Origin of the sequence: Lactococcus sp. EKM203L, assembly GCF_011800585.1 — a bacterium.
Taxonomy (GTDB): Bacteria; Bacillota; Bacilli; order Lactobacillales; family Streptococcaceae; genus Lactococcus; species Lactococcus lactis.
The window spans coordinates 257331-273691 of the sequence record NZ_JAALEQ010000001.1 but is presented as its reverse complement, the minus strand read 5'-3'; the positions used below and the strand labels follow the sequence as shown (position 1 = coordinate 273691).

Annotated in this window: 18 protein-coding genes; 9 read left to right on the top strand and 9 right to left on the bottom strand. The window is 35.9% G+C overall.

Annotated features, from left to right (window positions below):
• Positions 1-8: 8 nt before the first annotated feature.
• From ptcA to HFD15_RS01475, 5 genes are all read right to left on the bottom strand, one after another.
• Complete coding sequence (gene ptcA, locus HFD15_RS01495) at positions 9-1031, bottom strand: putrescine carbamoyltransferase (protein WP_039115775.1); 1023 nt, start codon at positions 1029-1031, stop codon at positions 9-11.
• A gap of 233 nt (positions 1032-1264) precedes the next feature.
• Positions 1265-2095 (bottom strand): LuxR C-terminal-related transcriptional regulator, encoded by an 831-nt coding sequence (locus HFD15_RS01490; RefSeq protein ID WP_223848552.1) that lies wholly within the window; start codon positions 2093-2095, stop codon positions 1265-1267.
• A 328-nt stretch (positions 2096-2423) separates the two neighbouring features.
• Entirely contained in the window at positions 2424-3827 is a 1404-nt protein-coding gene (locus HFD15_RS01485; RefSeq protein ID WP_017864875.1) for an LCP family protein, read from the bottom strand.
• A 77-nt stretch (positions 3828-3904) separates the two neighbouring features.
• The gene (cmk, locus tag HFD15_RS01480) at positions 3905-4567 is read right to left on the bottom strand and encodes a (d)CMP kinase (RefSeq protein ID WP_003130902.1); all 663 of its coding nucleotides are present in this window, start codon (positions 4565-4567) and stop codon (positions 3905-3907) included.
• A gap of 82 nt (positions 4568-4649) precedes the next feature.
• Positions 4650-5168, bottom strand: coding sequence for an SAG1386/EF1546 family surface-associated protein (locus HFD15_RS01475; protein WP_025016963.1), 519 nt, complete (start codon positions 5166-5168; stop codon positions 4650-4652).
• Positions 5169-5214: 46 nt separating this feature from the next.
• Between HFD15_RS01475 and HFD15_RS01470 the strand changes: the two genes are divergently transcribed.
• From HFD15_RS01470 to HFD15_RS01450, 5 genes are all read left to right on the top strand, one after another.
• The gene (locus HFD15_RS01470; protein WP_010906103.1) at positions 5215-5418 is read left to right on the top strand and encodes a ferredoxin; all 204 of its coding nucleotides are present in this window, start codon (positions 5215-5217) and stop codon (positions 5416-5418) included.
• Positions 5419-5686: 268 nt separating this feature from the next.
• A complete protein-coding gene (locus HFD15_RS01465) occupies positions 5687-6676 on the top strand; it encodes a PTS sugar transporter subunit IIB (protein ID WP_003130898.1) in 990 nt (329 codons plus the stop codon).
• 78 nt (positions 6677-6754) lie between these two features.
• Positions 6755-7567: a PTS mannose/fructose/sorbose transporter subunit IIC gene (locus HFD15_RS01460; RefSeq protein ID WP_167593250.1), complete on the top strand. Its 813-nt coding sequence runs from the start codon at positions 6755-6757 to the stop codon at positions 7565-7567.
• An 18-nt stretch (positions 7568-7585) separates the two neighbouring features.
• Entirely contained in the window at positions 7586-8509 is a 924-nt protein-coding gene (locus HFD15_RS01455) for a PTS system mannose/fructose/sorbose family transporter subunit IID (protein WP_015426887.1), read from the top strand.
• Positions 8510-8651: 142 nt separating this feature from the next.
• Positions 8652-9035: a DUF956 family protein gene (locus HFD15_RS01450; protein ID WP_003130895.1), complete on the top strand. Its 384-nt coding sequence runs from the start codon at positions 8652-8654 to the stop codon at positions 9033-9035.
• A 24-nt stretch (positions 9036-9059) separates the two neighbouring features.
• Here HFD15_RS01450 and HFD15_RS01445 read toward each other — a convergent pair whose 3' ends face one another.
• The gene (locus tag HFD15_RS01445; protein WP_023189726.1) at positions 9060-9755 is read right to left on the bottom strand and encodes a YitT family protein; all 696 of its coding nucleotides are present in this window, start codon (positions 9753-9755) and stop codon (positions 9060-9062) included.
• Between the two features lie 160 nt (positions 9756-9915).
• Between HFD15_RS01445 and HFD15_RS01440 the strand changes: the two genes are divergently transcribed.
• The 4 genes from HFD15_RS01440 (at position 9916) to HFD15_RS01425 (ending at position 13684) form a co-directional block, all read left to right on the top strand.
• The gene (locus HFD15_RS01440) at positions 9916-10275 is read left to right on the top strand and encodes a DUF956 family protein (protein WP_021722151.1); all 360 of its coding nucleotides are present in this window, start codon (positions 9916-9918) and stop codon (positions 10273-10275) included.
• Positions 10276-10658: 383 nt separating this feature from the next.
• Positions 10659-11930: a serine--tRNA ligase gene (serS, locus tag HFD15_RS01435; RefSeq protein WP_003130891.1), complete on the top strand. Its 1272-nt coding sequence runs from the start codon at positions 10659-10661 to the stop codon at positions 11928-11930.
• Between the two features lie 188 nt (positions 11931-12118).
• Entirely contained in the window at positions 12119-13093 is a 975-nt protein-coding gene (locus HFD15_RS01430; RefSeq protein ID WP_023189728.1) for a S66 peptidase family protein, read from the top strand.
• Positions 13094-13114: 21 nt separating this feature from the next.
• On the top strand, positions 13115-13684 hold the full coding sequence (locus HFD15_RS01425) for a histidine phosphatase family protein (protein WP_023189729.1): 570 nt from the start codon (positions 13115-13117) through the stop codon (positions 13682-13684).
• Positions 13685-13778: 94 nt separating this feature from the next.
• On the opposite strand, the gene phoU is transcribed toward HFD15_RS01425, so the two are convergent.
• The 3 genes from phoU to pstB (HFD15_RS01410) form a co-directional block, all read right to left on the bottom strand.
• Positions 13779-14432, bottom strand: coding sequence for a phosphate signaling complex protein PhoU (gene phoU, locus HFD15_RS01420; RefSeq protein WP_003130887.1), 654 nt, complete (start codon positions 14430-14432; stop codon positions 13779-13781).
• A 162-nt stretch (positions 14433-14594) separates the two neighbouring features.
• A complete protein-coding gene (gene pstB, locus HFD15_RS01415) occupies positions 14595-15356 on the bottom strand; it encodes a phosphate ABC transporter ATP-binding protein PstB (RefSeq protein WP_003130886.1) in 762 nt (253 codons plus the stop codon).
• A 165-nt stretch (positions 15357-15521) separates the two neighbouring features.
• Positions 15522-16331, bottom strand: a complete 810-nt coding sequence (gene pstB / locus HFD15_RS01410; protein ID WP_003130885.1) for a phosphate ABC transporter ATP-binding protein PstB — start codon at positions 16329-16331, stop codon at positions 15522-15524.
• Between the last annotated feature and the right edge of the window lie 30 nt (positions 16332-16361).

Sequence of the window (16361 nt, the reverse complement as noted above, 5' to 3'; positions counted from 1 at the left end):
ACACTTTCTTATTTGGCTAAGTAAGCCTCTAACTCAGCCTTAGCTTTGGCTTGTGCTTTCAAATCATAAGGATTTTTTTCAGCATAATCGGACATCAACCAAACAAGGAGGGCACGAATTGAAGTCAAGCGATTTTCGGCTTCGTCAAAACAAATTGAGTTTGGACCATCAATAACCGCATCAACAACTTCTTCACCTCTTGAAGCTGGAAGACAATGCATAAATTTTGTATGTGCTCCTGCTTTTGCCATCATCTCAGGTGTCACTTGATATTTAGGGAAGAAAATCGCTAGACGTTCTTCTTCTGATAGTTCTGCATCATACAAACCGTACCAAACATCTGTATAAAGGAAATCTGCACCGACAATTGATTCTTCATCGTCTGTTACTTCATAAGTACCACCAGAAACCTCACAATTTGCAGCTAATTTTACTTGATGTTCTTCATTAAGTTGGTAGCCTTTAGGGCCAAAATGAACAAAGTGCATTCCCATTTTAGTTGCGATTAAACCTAATGAGAAACAAACTTGAGTCGCATCACCGACAAAGACAACTTTACAATCTTCTAATTTTTTACCAGCTGGTAAATGTTCAATCATTGTAGTCAAATCACCGACTTCTTGTGTTGGATGATTATAGTCTGACATCCCGTTAAGAACTGGAATGGTTGTATGTTTTGCAAGGTTATTAACTGATTCATGACGATCAACACGCGCCATGATGATATCAAGCAATCTAGAAAGAACTGTGCTTGTATCTTCTATTGTTTCATGACCACCGAGTTGAATTTGACCAGGTGCTAAATATTCTGCATGTCCTCCTAATTGAGTCATAGCTGTTTCAAAGGAAACACGAGTACGAGTTGATGTTTGTTGGAAAATCATTCCTAGTGATTTGTTTTTAAGAAGTGGTGGATAGTAGCCATTTTTAATCGCTGCTTTGATTTTTAAGCCCAATGTTACAATATCAAGAATTTCTTCTTTAGTGTACTCTTCTGTTGTGATGAAATCACGTTTGTTTGTTGTTACCATTTCTTTATTCCTCCTGAATAAAATAGTTATTTGACTCCCCTCTTGGGGACGCTTTCAGTATATCAAGAGCAAAAATATAAAACAATCAACTCTAGGATTTAATCTTTTATAAAAGCCGAAAACCCTTTGATATCAAAGGGTTAAGTAAAAAGGTTTAGTAAGGTTTAGAACTATTTTAACCGCTTTCTTAATTAAAATAAAAATAAACTCCATTAAAAAATGGAGTTTTAGGATTATTGAGTAAGCTCTGATTTTTCAAACGCTTCCCAGACTTCGCAAACTTCTGAACGTTTTTCAACTTGGAGTTTTATAAAAATATTGTGAGTGTGGGTTTTGACTGTTCCTAGAGAAAGATATAATTGATTGGCTATTTCTTGATTGTGTTTACGTTGAAGGAGAAGTTCAAGAATTTCTCCTTCCCGTTGAGTGATTCCATATTTATCCATAAATCTTTTAAAGTAATATTCATCTTCTTCAAAATTACTTACAGAATCATTAGTCTCATTTTTTTCATTTCTAATATCAATGACAGCTACTTCTTCGTTGCCTTTTTGATAATTGGTTAGAAAATATTTAATGGCAATAAGGCAAAGTGAGATATGAAAAATATCTTCTGAAACATTTCTATTATGGATTTTAAGCATATTTGTATGATAAATATCTCTAAAATAAATAATAAAAGTATCTTCTACCACTATAGCTAATCCAAAAAATATTGCTAGGCTTCCAATTAATTTTACATATTTTCCTAAACTGCTTTTAGGAATCATTTTTCGATTATGAATTAATAAATAAATTCCAAGATAGACCGTTAGTAATTGGCTTGGAAAATAATAGAGCCAGACCTTTAGCGCTGAATTTGCCATAAAAGGCACAACAATAAGCCATAAAGCAAAAACAATATAAATACCATATTGATAAGTTGTTATTTTTTCTTCAAATAATTCGGTCACTAATTTTAAGGCAATACCAAAAGTTGCCAAATAATAAATGGTTTCAATGATTGGATTAACCATAAATTGCCGATTATAGTCATTTGCAAATATTTGAAAGGTTTCGGACATGGTCACTATTAAACCGTTTAAAATAAGAAGCAAAAAATAAAGACTTACCAATAAATAATTTTTTTCTCGCTCTTTTAGATACAAGCTTAGAGAAAGTGACATCACGACTGTGTATAAAATTGTCAAAAAAGTAGTATAAATATAATTAAACATCATTGGATTAGACCTACTTATCTTATTATCATACTCATATCATATCATAAAAATACAAATTTATAATTTATTTATAAGCCATTAATCAATAACTAAAGAAAAAAATTGTCATCATTTTTTTCATATGAATATTTAAAATTAAAAATTACTAACAAAACTGTTAGTAATTTTTAATTTATTGACCAAGAAGTTCTTGGGCTTTCGCTTTGTATTTTGTCATATCAATTGAAAGTCCTAGACCTCCATACATATCATAGGCATTCACCCAGTCATTGTTAGCTGGAATCGTTGTTGATTTTATACCATTTTTCATATCCAGAAGAGCTGTAATTCCTTTAGTTAAGAAAAATGAATTTGGAATATTCGTCATTGTAACTGCTCTTGTTGTTCCCAATGCACTTGAAGCAGTAAACAATGAGAGTGGATTTTTCATTTTAGACATTACTGTTTCTAAAACTTGTTGTTGACGTTTTACTCGCCCATAATCTCCCTCGTCATCATGACGGAATCGGGCATAATTCAAGAGCATTCGTCCATCCATTTTTTGAGTTCCTGGTTTAATCATCATAAATGTTCCACCACCATCAGGATAACCTAAAGCGGCTGCTTCTTCAGCTGTCAAGTCTTTGTCACTTGAAACTTTTCCTTCTGTTGCAGCTAAATCATCGGGAACAGGTACGGCAGAAAGATTCTCACCATTCACAGTCGAAAATTTTGCATCAATTTTCAGGCCAGTTGGGAACAAAGAATCAATAATCGTTGCAAAACTTGAAAAATCGACGACTGCGTAATATTGACAATTAATGCCAAAGTTATTTTTCAGTGTCTCACTCATCAAATTCACACCCTGTTTATTGTATTGTTCTCCAATTGTAAAGGCAGAATTTATTTTTGAGTCTGGAGTATCACTTGAGCCGACATCAGGAATATTGACAAGGGTATCACGCATAAAGCTCACGATTTGTGTTTGATGATTCTTACCATTGACATGTAAAACCATAATAGTATCGGTATGAGCAACACCTGATGATTGCCATGGTCTTTGGTCTGCTCCTAACAAAAGAATATTTACAGAACCGTCCGAATTTTTTAAACTTGTGAACTTTTCTTGTTTAGCGACGCTTCCCTCATGTTTAACGCCCCTTTGATATCCATAAACAAAGAAACCAATCATGACTGCAATGATCAAAACAATAATTGTTAATATTGTTCTCAACCAGTGACGTTTTTTCTTCTTGCCAGATTTAGCTTTTTTAGAAGATTTACTTTCTTTTTTTGATGGTTTATTTCTGTTGTTTTCTTGATTTGAAAAACTTTCTCGCGTATTTCTTCGACTAGTATTTCTACCGTTAGAAGAGGAAGTATTTTTTTGAAAGCTTTCTGGTTCATAATCGGAATATTCATATTCTGGCTCAACGTATTCTTCAAACTCCTCGAATTCTTCGGGTTCAGATTGATTTCCAGCTTTTTTTAGTTCATTGAGTAAGTCATAGTACTCTTGACGCTCTCGGATTGTGAGATAATTGATGTTATGTCTCAAATATTCTAAGCGTTTATACTTTTTTTCATTCATTGTCATATTATTATATCAAAGTTTGATAATTCCTGCAAAATCTTACCAATCTTTAGACTATCTAATAATTAAAAAGAACTCATTTACATGAGTTCTTTAGCTTTGTCTTCAATAAATTGAACAATTTCATTGATTGTTTTTCCAGTACTATCAAGTAATATCGCATCTTCTGCTTGTTTCAAAGGAGAAATTGCTCGTGTACTATCTTTGCGGTCTCTTTCCGAAATTTCAATTTTCAAACGCTCAAGATCGGTTGGAATTCCTTTAGACAGATTTTCTTTATAACGTCTTTCAGCTCGTTCATCAACTGAAGCAACAAGGAAAATTTTCAAATCTGCCTTTGGTAAAACAACTGTTCCAATATCACGTCCATCCATGATAATTCCACCATTTTTAGCAATTCTTTGTTGTTCTGCAACCATGAATTCACGAATTTCGGTCATAGCTGAGATTTTAGAAACAGTATTTGTAACTTCATTTGTTCTAATCACTTCTGTAACATTCTCTGATCCCATTAAAACTTCTTGACCTTTTTGACCATTCATAAAAGAAATTGGATTTTTTTCAATAAATTCAATGATTTCTTTTGCATCATCTGTTTCCTTTTGCAAGGCAACAAAAGTAGCTACTCGATACATAGCGCCCGTGTCCAAATAAATTAAGTCAAGATTTCGTGCAATAATTTTAGCAACTGTTGATTTTCCACTTGACGCTGGACCGTCAATTGCAATTTGAATCTTTTTCATAGAATCTCTTTATTTACCTTATTTCCTATTTTAGTTCAATTTTTACTGACAGAATTATGTAAAAAGGTCTGTCAGTGATTTTCTATTTTAATTTTAAAACTTGTCCAGCATGAATAGCTGATCCATCAGCATTATATCCATCAGCTGTAATTCCATTCAAACTAGCAATCGTTGCCCAAGGAATTCCTGTCTTAGCTGCAATCGTACTTGGATAATCTCCGGTAGCAATTGTATAAGTTGTTCCAGACTCAACGCTACTGCTAGATGATGAGGCAACTGTGCTGCTGCTACTAGCAGGTGGAGTCGCTTCTGTTGAGGAAGAGGCCGTGGCTTGACTGGTTGATTCTTCGGTTTTAGCTACCGATGAAGATTGATGAAAACTTTTTGCGATACTAGCTGTATTTCGTACTTGGTTATTCCATAAAATAAAGCCAATAGCTAGCCCAACAAGAATAAACATGAGGATAACGAGAAAAGTCAAAAAACGCGTCGTTAACGGACGTTTACTTTCATCTCTACCTCTATCATGTCTCTTCATTTCAGTCGATTCTTCTTTCATCGCACGATAAATTTCATTATTCCAGGGTTCTTTTGTTGACACGACCTTTTCCTTTCAATTTTACTATTTTTTTATTATCATTTCCTATATGAAGATAAAAATAATTCCCGACAAATGTATCGCATGTGGTTTATGTAATCTCCATGCGCCAGAAGTTTTTGATTATCACGATAATGGAATCGTCAAATTTTATGATACGGAGGAAGTTCAAAAAGAATTTTCCGATGATAATTCACTTCTTTTAGCTATAAAATCCTGTCCTACAGGAGCACTTAAAATCGAGAGAGATTAGTGTATTATTTTATCAACTACTATTCTACCATAAGTTTTTCGATTCCTGTTACTTTTCAAAAAGATTTATCTTACTTTGATAATCTTTTTTTATTTACGACCCAAAAAACGCTTTATAAAGCTATCTATACAAATTATTTATAAAGGGTTTCCATTCCTTAAAAAACAAGTGTAATATTTTTATGAAAACATTTGCAAATATTGATTTGAAGTAGTATAATAACTAAGTAATAATTTTTATTATAATCTTATATAGGAGGTTACTCACATTGAGTATCGGAATTGTTATTGCGAGCCATGGTGAATTCGCCGCAGGCATCAAACAATCTGGTTCTATGATTTTCGGAGAGCAAGAAAAAGTACAAGTTGTTACTTTTATGCCTAGCGAAGGACCAACTGATTTGCATGCTAAAATCGAAGCTGCCATCGCAACATTTGATGCTGAAGATGAAGTACTTGTCCTTGCTGACTTATGGAGCGGTTCTCCATTTAATCAAGCAAGTGCAGTGATGGGTGAAAATCCAGAGCGCAAGATTGCTATCATCACAGGCCTCAACCTGCCTATGCTTATCCAAGCCTACACAGAACGCATGATGGATGCGTCTGCCGGGGTGGATAAAGTCGTAGCAAATATTATGAAAGAAGCCAAAGGCGGTATTAAAGTACTACCTGAAGAACTTCAACCTGCTGAAGAAACTGCTGTTGCAGCTGCTCCGGCTGCTGTTCAAGGTGCGATTCCTGAAGGAACAGTCATCGGTGATGGTAAAATTAAAATTAACCTCGCTCGTATTGACTCACGTTTGCTTCACGGACAAGTTGCAACTGCTTGGACTCCAGACTCAAGAGCAAACCGCATCATCGTTGTTTCTGACACCGTTTCTAAAGATGAACTTCGTAAGAAGCTCATTGAACAAGCGGCTCCAACTGGTGTAAAAGCTAACGTTATACCAATTAAGAAAATGATTGAAGTTGCTAAAGACCCACGTTTTGGTGACACTAAAGCCCTTCTTCTTTTCGAAACTCCACAAGACGCTCTTGCAACAATCGAAGGTGGCGTACCAATTGAAACATTGAACGTTGGTTCTATGGCTCACTCAACTGGTAAAACAATGCTCAACAAAGTTCTTTCTATGGACAAAGATGACGTTGCTACTTTTGAAAAATTGCGTGACCTCGGAGTTAAATTCGACGTACGTAAAGTTCCAGCTGACTCTAAATCTGACCTCTTTGGTTTGATTAACAAAGCTGACGTACAATAATCAGAATATGCTCGTCTGATATTCTGATTACTAAAATTGAATATTAGGCAGCCAAATAATTAAGGAGATATAAAAAACATGGAATACGGTGTTTTATCTGTAATCTTGGTCATTGTTGTTGCCTTCCTTGCTGGTCTTGAAGGTATCCTTGACCAATGGCAATTCCACCAACCAATTATCGCCTGCTCGCTCATCGGTATTGTTACCGGTCATGCTTCTGCAGGGATTATCCTAGGTGGTTCACTTCAATTGATCGCTCTTGGTTGGGCTAACGTTGGTGCCGCTGTCGCACCCGATGCTGCCCTTGCCTCTATCGCATCATCTATCTTGATGGTTCAATCAAATAACTTTGACTTGACTCACATCATGGGTACTATCGTTCCTGCTGCTATCTTGCTTGCAACTGCTGGTCTTGTATTGACTACTCTTGTACGTATGCTTTCAGTTGTGCTCGTTCACCAAGCTGACCGTGCTGCTGAAAATGGTTCATACTCAGGTGTTGAAATGTGGCACTTCATCGCGCTTATCTGTCAAGGTTTGCGTATTGCTATCCCTGCTGGACTTCTTTTGGTTATCTCACCAGATGCTATCCAAAAAACTCTTGCTGCTATTCCTCCAGTTATCTCTGGCGGTCTTGCTGTCGGTGGTGGGATGGTTGTTGCCGTTGGTTATGCTATGGTTATCAACCTTATGGCTACTCGTGAAGTATGGCCATTCTTCTTCCTTGGTTTCGCTCTCGCACCAATCTCTGAATTAACATTGATTGCAACTGGTGTCCTCGGTGTTGTTATCGCTATCGTTTACCTTAACCTCCAAGCTTCTGGTGGTTCTGGAAATGGTACTGCATCTTCATCAGGTGACCCAATTGGCGACATCTTGAACGACTACTAAGAAAGGAGGATCTAAAAAATGTCTGAAAATAAAGTAACTCTTGATAAGAAAATCCGTCGTAGCGTTATGTGGCGTTCAATGTTCCTCCAAGGTTCTTGGAACTACGAACGTATGCAAAATGGTGGTTGGGCTTACTCGCTCATTCCAGCATTGAAAAAACTCTACCCTTCTGGCGAAGAAGCTAAAGAAGCTTTGAAACGTCACTTGGAATTCTTTAATACTCACCCATACGTTGCCGCTCCTATCATCGGTGTAACTCTTGCCCTTGAAGAAGAACGTGCTAACGGTGCTGATATCGATGATGCCGCTATTCAAGGGGTTAAAGTTGGTATGATGGGTCCTCTTGCCGGTATCGGTGACCCTGTCTTCTGGTTTACAGTACGTCCTATCGTTGGTGCGATTGCAGCTTCATTGGCTACTGGTGGATCAATTATCGCTCCACTCTTCTTCTTCATCGTGTGGAACGCTATCCGTATCGCTTTCTTGTGGTACACTCAAGAATTTGGTTATAAATCAGGTTCTGCAATCACTAAAGACCTTGGTGGAGGACTTCTCCAAACTGTTACTAAAGGTGCATCTATCCTTGGTATGTTCGTCCTTGGTGTATTGATTCAACGTTGGGTAACAATTAACTTTAATGGTCCTAACGCTGTTGTTTCAAAAATTCCTTTACAAAAAGGTGCTTATGTAGAATTCCCTAAAGGTTCTGTATCTGGTACACAACTTCATGATATTCTTGGTCAAGTTGGTAACAAACTTTCTCTTGATCCTACAAAAGTAACTTATCTTCAAGATAACTTGAATCAATTGATTCCTGGTCTTGCTGGTTTACTTATCACATTCCTTTGCATGTGGTTGCTTAAGAAAAAAGTTTCTCCAATCGTTATTATCTTTGGTCTCTTCGTCGTGGGTATCCTCGGTCGTTGGGCTCAAATCATGTAATCGATTTGGTATAAAAAAATCAATCTTTGGATTGGTTTTTTTATTTTATTTTTCTCTAATAAATTGAAGTATTTAAGGCAAGTAAAGCGTTTTTATGGTATAATGGTTTTTAGATTATTAATCTAGGAAATGGAGAGAATCTGTGGCTCAATCACTAAATACTAAGGCTGATTATTCAACAGAAGGAATTGCTTATTTAGGTTTTGCTGAATATGGAAAAATTCTGATTGGTGATGTTGCTTTTGAGTTTTATAATGACCGAAATGTTGAAAAAAATATGACTTTTCCTTGGACGGCAGTGGCTCGTGTTGAGGGTGATGTTTCAAAATCCCTCAAAGGTGAGGTAAAAGTTGGTCGACAATTTTCAATCGTTTTACAAAATGGCTCTAAGGTTCGATTCTCATCGAAAAACTCAGGAACTGTTTTAAAATGGATTCGTCATTATTTAGGAAACGATAAAGTGGTTAAATCCCCTAGTTTCCTCGGAACTTTTAAAAATGCTTTTAAGAGAAAGAAGAAAAAATAAAAATCCCAATCTGGGATTTTTTTGTTAGTTAGAGCAAGAACATTCATTAGTTGTGCAAGAACAGCTTGACTCATTTTTTATTAATCCAACTTTTTGTAAAATTTGTTGGCGGTATGAGGGTCGTCCGATGAAACGTGTGACTTTACTGAAGATGTAACAAGATAAGAGTGTGACAAAAAAATTTGGAAGGGCAAGATAAGTCACGACTGCTAATAGCATAACTACAATATCAATACCAAAGAGCGTTTTATCTATTTGCACTTTCCACTTGTTTTCAAAAAGCCGCGCAAGTAGAATAGAGCCTCCAAATGTTCCTTGTGATAGAACAACTAAACCTGCACCAATTCCTGAGAGGATTCCGTCTATAATTCCCACAGTAATCAATGAGTCCATTTGAAAGCCAGTAATTCCTATTGCTTCATAAATCATCATCCATCCGCTCATGGCCAGCGCTCCAGGAATGGTCAGTAACAATTCCCGCTGCTCAAGTAGTTTCCAACTCAAAAGAAAGAGTGGAATATTGACTGCAAAAAAAGTCAAAGCTGGATTCATTCCGAAAACAAAATGAATAAATACTGAAAATCCTGCGATTCCATTGCTAGCCATCGCGTTAGGAACGACAAAAAGTTGAATAGAGAGGATATAAAGGCCTACACCAACTAGTAGTATGAATAGATCTCTGAGAAATAGTCTATCAATTTTTACTCCGATTAAAGTCATTTTACCTCCTTTATTAGTTTTTTCTTATAATCTAATGATAACATTTTTATATTTATTCTTTAAACCATATCCCTCGTTGGGCCTATTTTTATTATCTTCTTTAGTTCTTGATATAATATAGATATGTTATAATACAGGTATAAACGAAATGAGGACGATTTTGGCAACTAATAATTCTGAAATATTTTATGAAACAAAAGGAACAGCCTATTTAGGTGTGGTTGAAAATGGAAAAATTATCTTGGGTGATGCTGGTTTTGAATTTGAATATAAAAATCCACGCCGAGGACAAAATATTTTCTTTACTTGGTCAAGTATTAAAAGCGCCGAAGTTGATGTTTCAATCAGTGGAAAACTTGGTCAGCAGTTTTCTTTGATTTTAGACACTCAAGCTAAGGTACGATTTTCTTCTAAGGATTCCGGTTCTATTTTGAAAAAAGTTGCTGAATATGTGGGTAAAGAAAATATTGTCAGAGCACCTAGTTTGCTTGACCCTTTCCGTCGCGCTTTCAAAAAGTAATGATTGATTTTAAAATGATGATTTTAAAAATTTTTGACAAAGTAATTCACAAAATGGTAAAATAAATCTAGAAATGGGTCTTATTAAATTTTTTTAGAGAGCTTGTGGTGCTGAAAACAAGTAAAATGAAATAATGACTTTCTACTTCTGTTAATTTTCTCATGAAAATGAGAACGTCTGCTTACGTTACAAGTGACTTGAGTTCTATTTTTACTGACAGCTTGAATATCAGTTTTCGTCAGTAAATAAATAGATAATTTAGGTGGAACCGTGCGATTACCGCGCCCTAATTCTTTTTGAATTTGGGCGCTTTTTTTCTACTGACAGAACTTTTTCTAAAATATTCTTGTCAGTAAGTTTTATATAAAAATAAAGGAGAGCTTATGCTTGATATTAAAAAAATTCGTGCTGATTTTGACGGTGTTGCTGCAAAATTAGCCACTCGTGGTGTTGAAAAAGAGAAACTTGAAAAACTTCATGACTTAGACATTAAACGTCGTGAACTCATTGTAAAATCTGAGGCTTTGAAAGCTGAACGTAATAGCGTTTCTGATGAAATTTCTCAAGTAAAACGTGCAAAAGGCGATGCCAGCGCACAAATTGCTGCAATGCAAAAAGTTTCTGCTGAAATCAAAGCCATTGATGCTGAACTTGCTGAAATCGAAGAAAACTTGAATGAAATCATTATCATGTTGCCAAATCTTCCTCATGAAAGTACACCAATTGGTGCTGATGAAGATGATAATGTTGAGGTTCGTCGTGTTGGTCAAACTCCAACTTTCAATTTTGAACCTAAAGCTCACTGGGATTTGGGTGAAGATTTAGGAATTTTGGATTGGGAACGTGGTGGTAAAGTCACTGGTTCACGCTTCCTATTCTACAAAGGTGCTGGCGCAAGACTTGAACGTGCACTCTATAACTTCATGCTTGATGAGCACGGTAAAGAAGGTTATACTGAAATGATTACTCCTTATATGGTTAATCAAGAGTCAATGTTTGGAACGGGTCAATATCCTAAATTTAAAGAAGATACTTTTGAATTGAAAGATGACCGTGGTTTTGTTTTAATTCCAACTGCTGAAGTTCCTTTGACTAACTACTATCGTGGGGAAATTTTGGATGGCGCAGAATTGCCAATCAAATTCACAGCAATGAGTCCTTCTTTCCGTTCTGAAGCTGGTTCTGCTGGTCGTGATACTCGTGGTTTGATTCGTTTGCACCAATTCCATAAAGTTGAAATGGTTAAATTTGCTAAACCTGACCAATCTTATGATGAACTTGAAAAAATGACAGCAAACGCTGAAAATATTCTGCAAAAATTGGGTCTTGCATACCGTGTCGTGGCTTTGTCAACTGGTGACATGGGATTCTCTGCTGCTAAAACTTATGATTTAGAAGTTTGGATTCCTGCACAAAATACTTACCGTGAAATTTCTTCATGTTCAAACTGTGAAGATTTCCAAGCCCGTCGTGCCCAAATTCGTTATCGTGACGAAGAGGGTAAAGTTCAACTCCTTCACACTTTGAATGGTTCTGGACTTGCTGTTGGACGTACTGTGGCTGCTATTCTTGAAAATTATCAAAATGAAGATGGCTCAATCACTGTTCCTGAAGTCCTTCGTCCTTATATGGGTGGACTTGAAGTAATTAAATAATTAAAAAATCTACTGACAGAAATTTTTTTGGCTTGTTAGTAGATTTTTTTGTTTAATATTACTGACAGAAATTTCTGTCAGTAACTTTCAAAATATAATCCTAAATTAAAATCTTTAAATATTTTTGATGACAATGCTGTCAGTAAATGCTATAATTAGTTCAATTTACTGACGGAGGGCTTTGATAAATGAATAAAATATTTCCTAAAAAATTACAAGAGGGGGATGAAATCCGTGTGATTTCACCTAGTTCTTCTTTGACTCGGACTGGAAAATTTGAAGATAAATTAAAAGCAAAAGCTCGTCTTGAAGCACTTGGTTATCAGGTTACTTTTGGTCAGCATATTTTAGAAAATGATTTGCTTGAATCAAGTTCGATTAATTCACGTCTTGCAGATTTCCATGCAGCATTTTCAGACCCGAATGTTAAAGCTGTTTTATGTACAATTGGTGGCTTTAACTCTAATGAACTTCTTCCTTATATTGATTGGAACGTTGTAAAAAATAATCCTAAAATTTTCTGTGGATTTTCTGATATCACTGTTCTTCACCAAGCGATTTTCGCTAAAACTGGCTTGGTCACTTACTATGGTCCAGGTTATATCGCCTTTTTAATGGATGAATTACAAGACTTTCAAACTAATTCTTGGAAAAATGCAGTCGCTGGTCAGTCAACTTATTCTTTAAATGCCAGCGATTTTTACACGAGTGATGCTTGGTATGACCCCACTCAAGCTCGTCATCTTCTGCCTGCTGCTTGGAAAATATATAACCATGGCAAAGCGACAGGGGAAATTATTGGCGGAAATCTAAATACCTTGATGCTTGTGACAGGAACCAGTGCTCAAGTCAAATCCAGTCACCCAATTGCTTTTTTAGAAAATGCGGAGCAGGAAGATTTCTATGATTGGGACCGAGAATTAGCTCATTTTCTGCAAATTTATCCAGATATTGCTGGGCTTGTCATCGGTCGTTTTCCTAAGGAAGAGGGGATGACTGAGGAAATTTTACACTTTATTTTAGATAAATATCCCCACTTAAAAACAATTCCAGTCGTCTATGATGTCGATTTTGGACATACTCAACCTATTTTTACTTTTCCTCTGGGAGGGCAAGCAGAAATTTCCACACAGCCTTTAAGAATTGAAATCTTAGAAGGCTAGAACATCAAAAAGGAGAGTCACATGACTGAAGTTTATTTTATTCGACATTCTCTTAGAGATAATGCAGCCTATGACGATATGGATGTTCCGCTGACTGCCGAGGGTGAAAAACGCGCACTTATCTTGGCTGATGCTTTTGCAAATGTATCAATCGAGCAAATTTTTTCCAGTCCATTTCAACGTTCTGTTCGTACCCTGAATCCTCTTGCTCACTCTAAAAATCTTGAAATTCAACTCATTTCTGATTTTAGAGAAAGAAATGTTGGCCATGAAATAGCTGATTTTTGGCCCTTTGCTAAGCGACAATGGAATGATTTTGATTATAAATTTGCTGACGGAGAATCATTACGTGAAGTTCAAAATCGTAATATTTCAGCCCTTGAACAGATTTTAACAACTTCTAAAAATCAAAAAGTTGCAATCGGAACACATGGTACTTCTCTTTCTACCATTTTAAATTTTTATCAACCAGACTTTCAGTTTCAAGATTTTCAATCTTTAGCTGGAAAGATGCCCTATGTCATCAAAATGGACTTTGCTGAAAATAAATATCTGACCCACCAAGTCATTGAAATTGATTATGAGCAATAAAAAAAGTTACTGATAGAACTGCCAGGATATTCGTAATGTACTAAAGTACAAACGACTATCCTATGACAGCAATTCTTGTTAGTAACTTTTTATTTTACAGTTCAATAATGTTTCCAGAATTCAAGTAAACAATCCACTCACAGAGATTGACCGCATAACCGGTAATTCGTTCTAAGTAAACCAGTGTCAACAAGTATTCTTTACCTGTTGTTACTGTTTCAGAGTTTTCTTTCATTCCGTCAAGAATTTTTTCTTGAATTTCATGACTCATACTTTTGATGACATATTGTTGTTCAGCAATTTCATGAGCCCGTTTATCATTGCCTTGAATATAAGCATTGAGTGAAGCATCAACGATAGATTTAACTTTTTCACCGAGTAAGCTAATATCTTCTTCAACCACGTGAATTCTTTCTTCACCTTTAAGTGAAATGGTTGCCTTAGCAATAGATGCAACGTGGTCACCCATTCTCTCAAGGTCAGATGATGCTTTTAGAACGGTGATGATTGTTCTTAAATCGCTAGAAACCGGTTGTTGAAGTGCAATCATTTCTAATGATTGATTTTCAAGACTTTTTTCTTGGTCATTAATGGCATGGTCGCCTTCAATGACTTGTTCAGCCAAATCACGATCATGGCTAACAAAGGCACGAACGGCCTTATTCAATTGAGCAGAAACTTGCGTGCCCATTGAGTAAAATTGATTATGAAGTTTATTAAGATCTTCTTCAAATTGTGTACGCAACATAATTACCCCTCTTTGTTTTTATAGTAATGTTATTATGATACATTCATTTAAATCAACGCTATTTCGCTTTCTTTAATGAATGCTAATGAAATATCTCGCTTCACCTTTTGGCTAGACGGTCCATTCCATTTTAAAGTCAGCATCAAAGGCTGTCAGTAAAATTTATCCAAATTTACCAGAAATATAATCAGAAGTTTCTTGTTTTTCTGGATTTAAGAAAATACTTTTCGTATCATTATACTCAATCAGATTTCCGTCTAACATAAAGGCGGTACGATCTGAAATTCGTGATGCTTGTTGCATACTATGTGTAACAATCGCGATTGTATAATCTTTTTTAAGTTCAAGCATGGTTTCTTCGACACGAGCCGCTGAAATTGGGTCAAGGGCTGATGTTGGTTCGTCCATTAGGATAATTTCGGGATTGACAGCAAGGACACGTGCAATACAAACCCTTTGTTGTTGCCCACCTGAAAGTCCAAGTGCTGAACTGTGCAAAATATCCTTAACTTCATCCCAAATATTTGCTGCTTTGAGTGAATTTTCCACCACTTCATCAAGGAGTGCCTTATCTTTCACTCCTTTTAAACGCAATCCATAAACCACATTTTCATAAATTGAAAATGGAAAAGGATTGGGTTGTTGGAAAACCATGCCAATTTCTTTACGTAAATCAACAGTATCAACTTTAGGACTGTAAATATTTTTACCTTTATAATCAATGGCTCCAGTAATTGTTACTGTTGGAATCAAATCATTCATTCGATTGATTGAACGTAAAAGCGTTGATTTTCCACATCCCGAGGGACCAATGAGCGCTGTAATTTCATTCTTGTAGAATGTCATGTTTATCGTATTCAACGCTTTTTTCTTGCTGTAATAAAGCGATAAGTCGCTGACGGTTAAAACTGCTTCTTTTTCCATATTTTACCTTTTTATAAGTTACTGATACAACTACTAGCACATTCGTAATGTACTAAAGTACAAACGACTGTCCTATGACGGACAAGTTTTTCGACAAATCAAGAATCCGTCAGTAGTTTTTTTACTAACGAAAATTCCGTCAGTAATTTTAAACTTTATTTTCTCTTAACCAAAGTGACCAGAGACATAATCTTCTGTTGATTGCAAACTAGGTTGAGTAAAAATTGTGCTTGTTTTATCATACTCAATCAAATCTCCTGAATAGAAGAAAGCTGTATTGTCAGAGGCCCGAGAAGCCTGAGCCATATTGTGAGTCACAATGATAATCGTATAATTTTCTTTAAGTTCCATCATTGTTTCTTCAATTTGCATTGTTGAAATTGGGTCAAGAGCTGACGCTGGTTCATCCATCAAAATAATTTCTGGTTTTACTGACAATGCTCTTGCAATACATAAGCGCTGTGCTTGTCCACCGGACATGGCAAGTGCTGATTGATTAAGATTATCTTTTACTTGATCCCACAAAGCAGCTTGCTTCAATGAAGTTTCAACAATCTCATCCAGTTTTTTCCTGTCTCTCACGCCATCACGACGATGAATGAAGGCAATATTTTCATAAATTGATTTTGGAAATGGATTAGGTCTTTGGAAAACCATCCCAATTTGCTTACGAACTTCAAAAACATTCACTTTATTTTCGTTAATATTGACCCCTTCATAATTGATTTCGCCAGTCACCCGAGCGCCATCAATCGTGTCATTCATGCGATTCAAAGCACGTAAATAGGTTGATTTACCAGAACCTGAAGGGCCAATAAGTGCTGTGATTTCATTTTTAGGAAAAGACATTGTCACGCCATGGATTGCTTCTTTTGTTCCGTTATAGAAAACACGCAAATCATTTGTTGATAATGCAATTTCTTCTTTCTCAGGCACCATAATTTTGCGCTGAGACCAGTCATATGTTGTTGCCATAATTATTCTTTCTCTATAAAATCTTTGATT

What these genes read in the sequence shown, in the direction of transcription:
- ptcA (WP_039115775.1), bottom strand. Translation starts at nt 1,031, where the DNA reads ATGGTAACAACAAACAAACGTGATTTCATCACAACAGAAGAGTACACT.
- HFD15_RS01490 (WP_223848552.1), bottom strand. Translation starts at nt 2,095, where the DNA reads ATGTCCGAAACCTTTCAAATATTTGCAAATGACTATAATCGGCAATTT.
- HFD15_RS01485 (WP_017864875.1), bottom strand. Translation starts at nt 3,827, where the DNA reads ATGACAATGAATGAAAAAAAGTATAAACGCTTAGAATATTTGAGACAT.
- cmk (WP_003130902.1), bottom strand. Translation starts at nt 4,567, where the DNA reads ATGAAAAAGATTCAAATTGCAATTGACGGTCCAGCGTCAAGTGGAAAA.
- HFD15_RS01470 (WP_010906103.1), top strand. Translation starts at nt 5,215, where the DNA reads ATGAAGATAAAAATAATTCCCGACAAATGTATCGCATGTGGTTTATGT.
- HFD15_RS01460 (WP_167593250.1), top strand. Translation starts at nt 6,755, where the DNA reads ATGGAATACGGTGTTTTATCTGTAATCTTGGTCATTGTTGTTGCCTTC.
- HFD15_RS01455 (WP_015426887.1), top strand. Translation starts at nt 7,586, where the DNA reads ATGTCTGAAAATAAAGTAACTCTTGATAAGAAAATCCGTCGTAGCGTT.
- HFD15_RS01445 (WP_023189726.1), bottom strand. Translation starts at nt 9,755, where the DNA reads ATGACTTTAATCGGAGTAAAAATTGATAGACTATTTCTCAGAGATCTA.
- serS (WP_003130891.1), top strand. Translation starts at nt 10,659, where the DNA reads ATGCTTGATATTAAAAAAATTCGTGCTGATTTTGACGGTGTTGCTGCA.
- HFD15_RS01430 (WP_023189728.1), top strand. Translation starts at nt 12,119, where the DNA reads ATGAATAAAATATTTCCTAAAAAATTACAAGAGGGGGATGAAATCCGT.
- HFD15_RS01425 (WP_023189729.1), top strand. Translation starts at nt 13,115, where the DNA reads ATGACTGAAGTTTATTTTATTCGACATTCTCTTAGAGATAATGCAGCC.
- phoU (WP_003130887.1), bottom strand. Translation starts at nt 14,432, where the DNA reads ATGTTGCGTACACAATTTGAAGAAGATCTTAATAAACTTCATAATCAA.
- pstB (WP_003130886.1), bottom strand. Translation starts at nt 15,356, where the DNA reads ATGGAAAAAGAAGCAGTTTTAACCGTCAGCGACTTATCGCTTTATTAC.
- pstB (WP_003130885.1), bottom strand. Translation starts at nt 16,331, where the DNA reads ATGGCAACAACATATGACTGGTCTCAGCGCAAAATTATGGTGCCTGAG.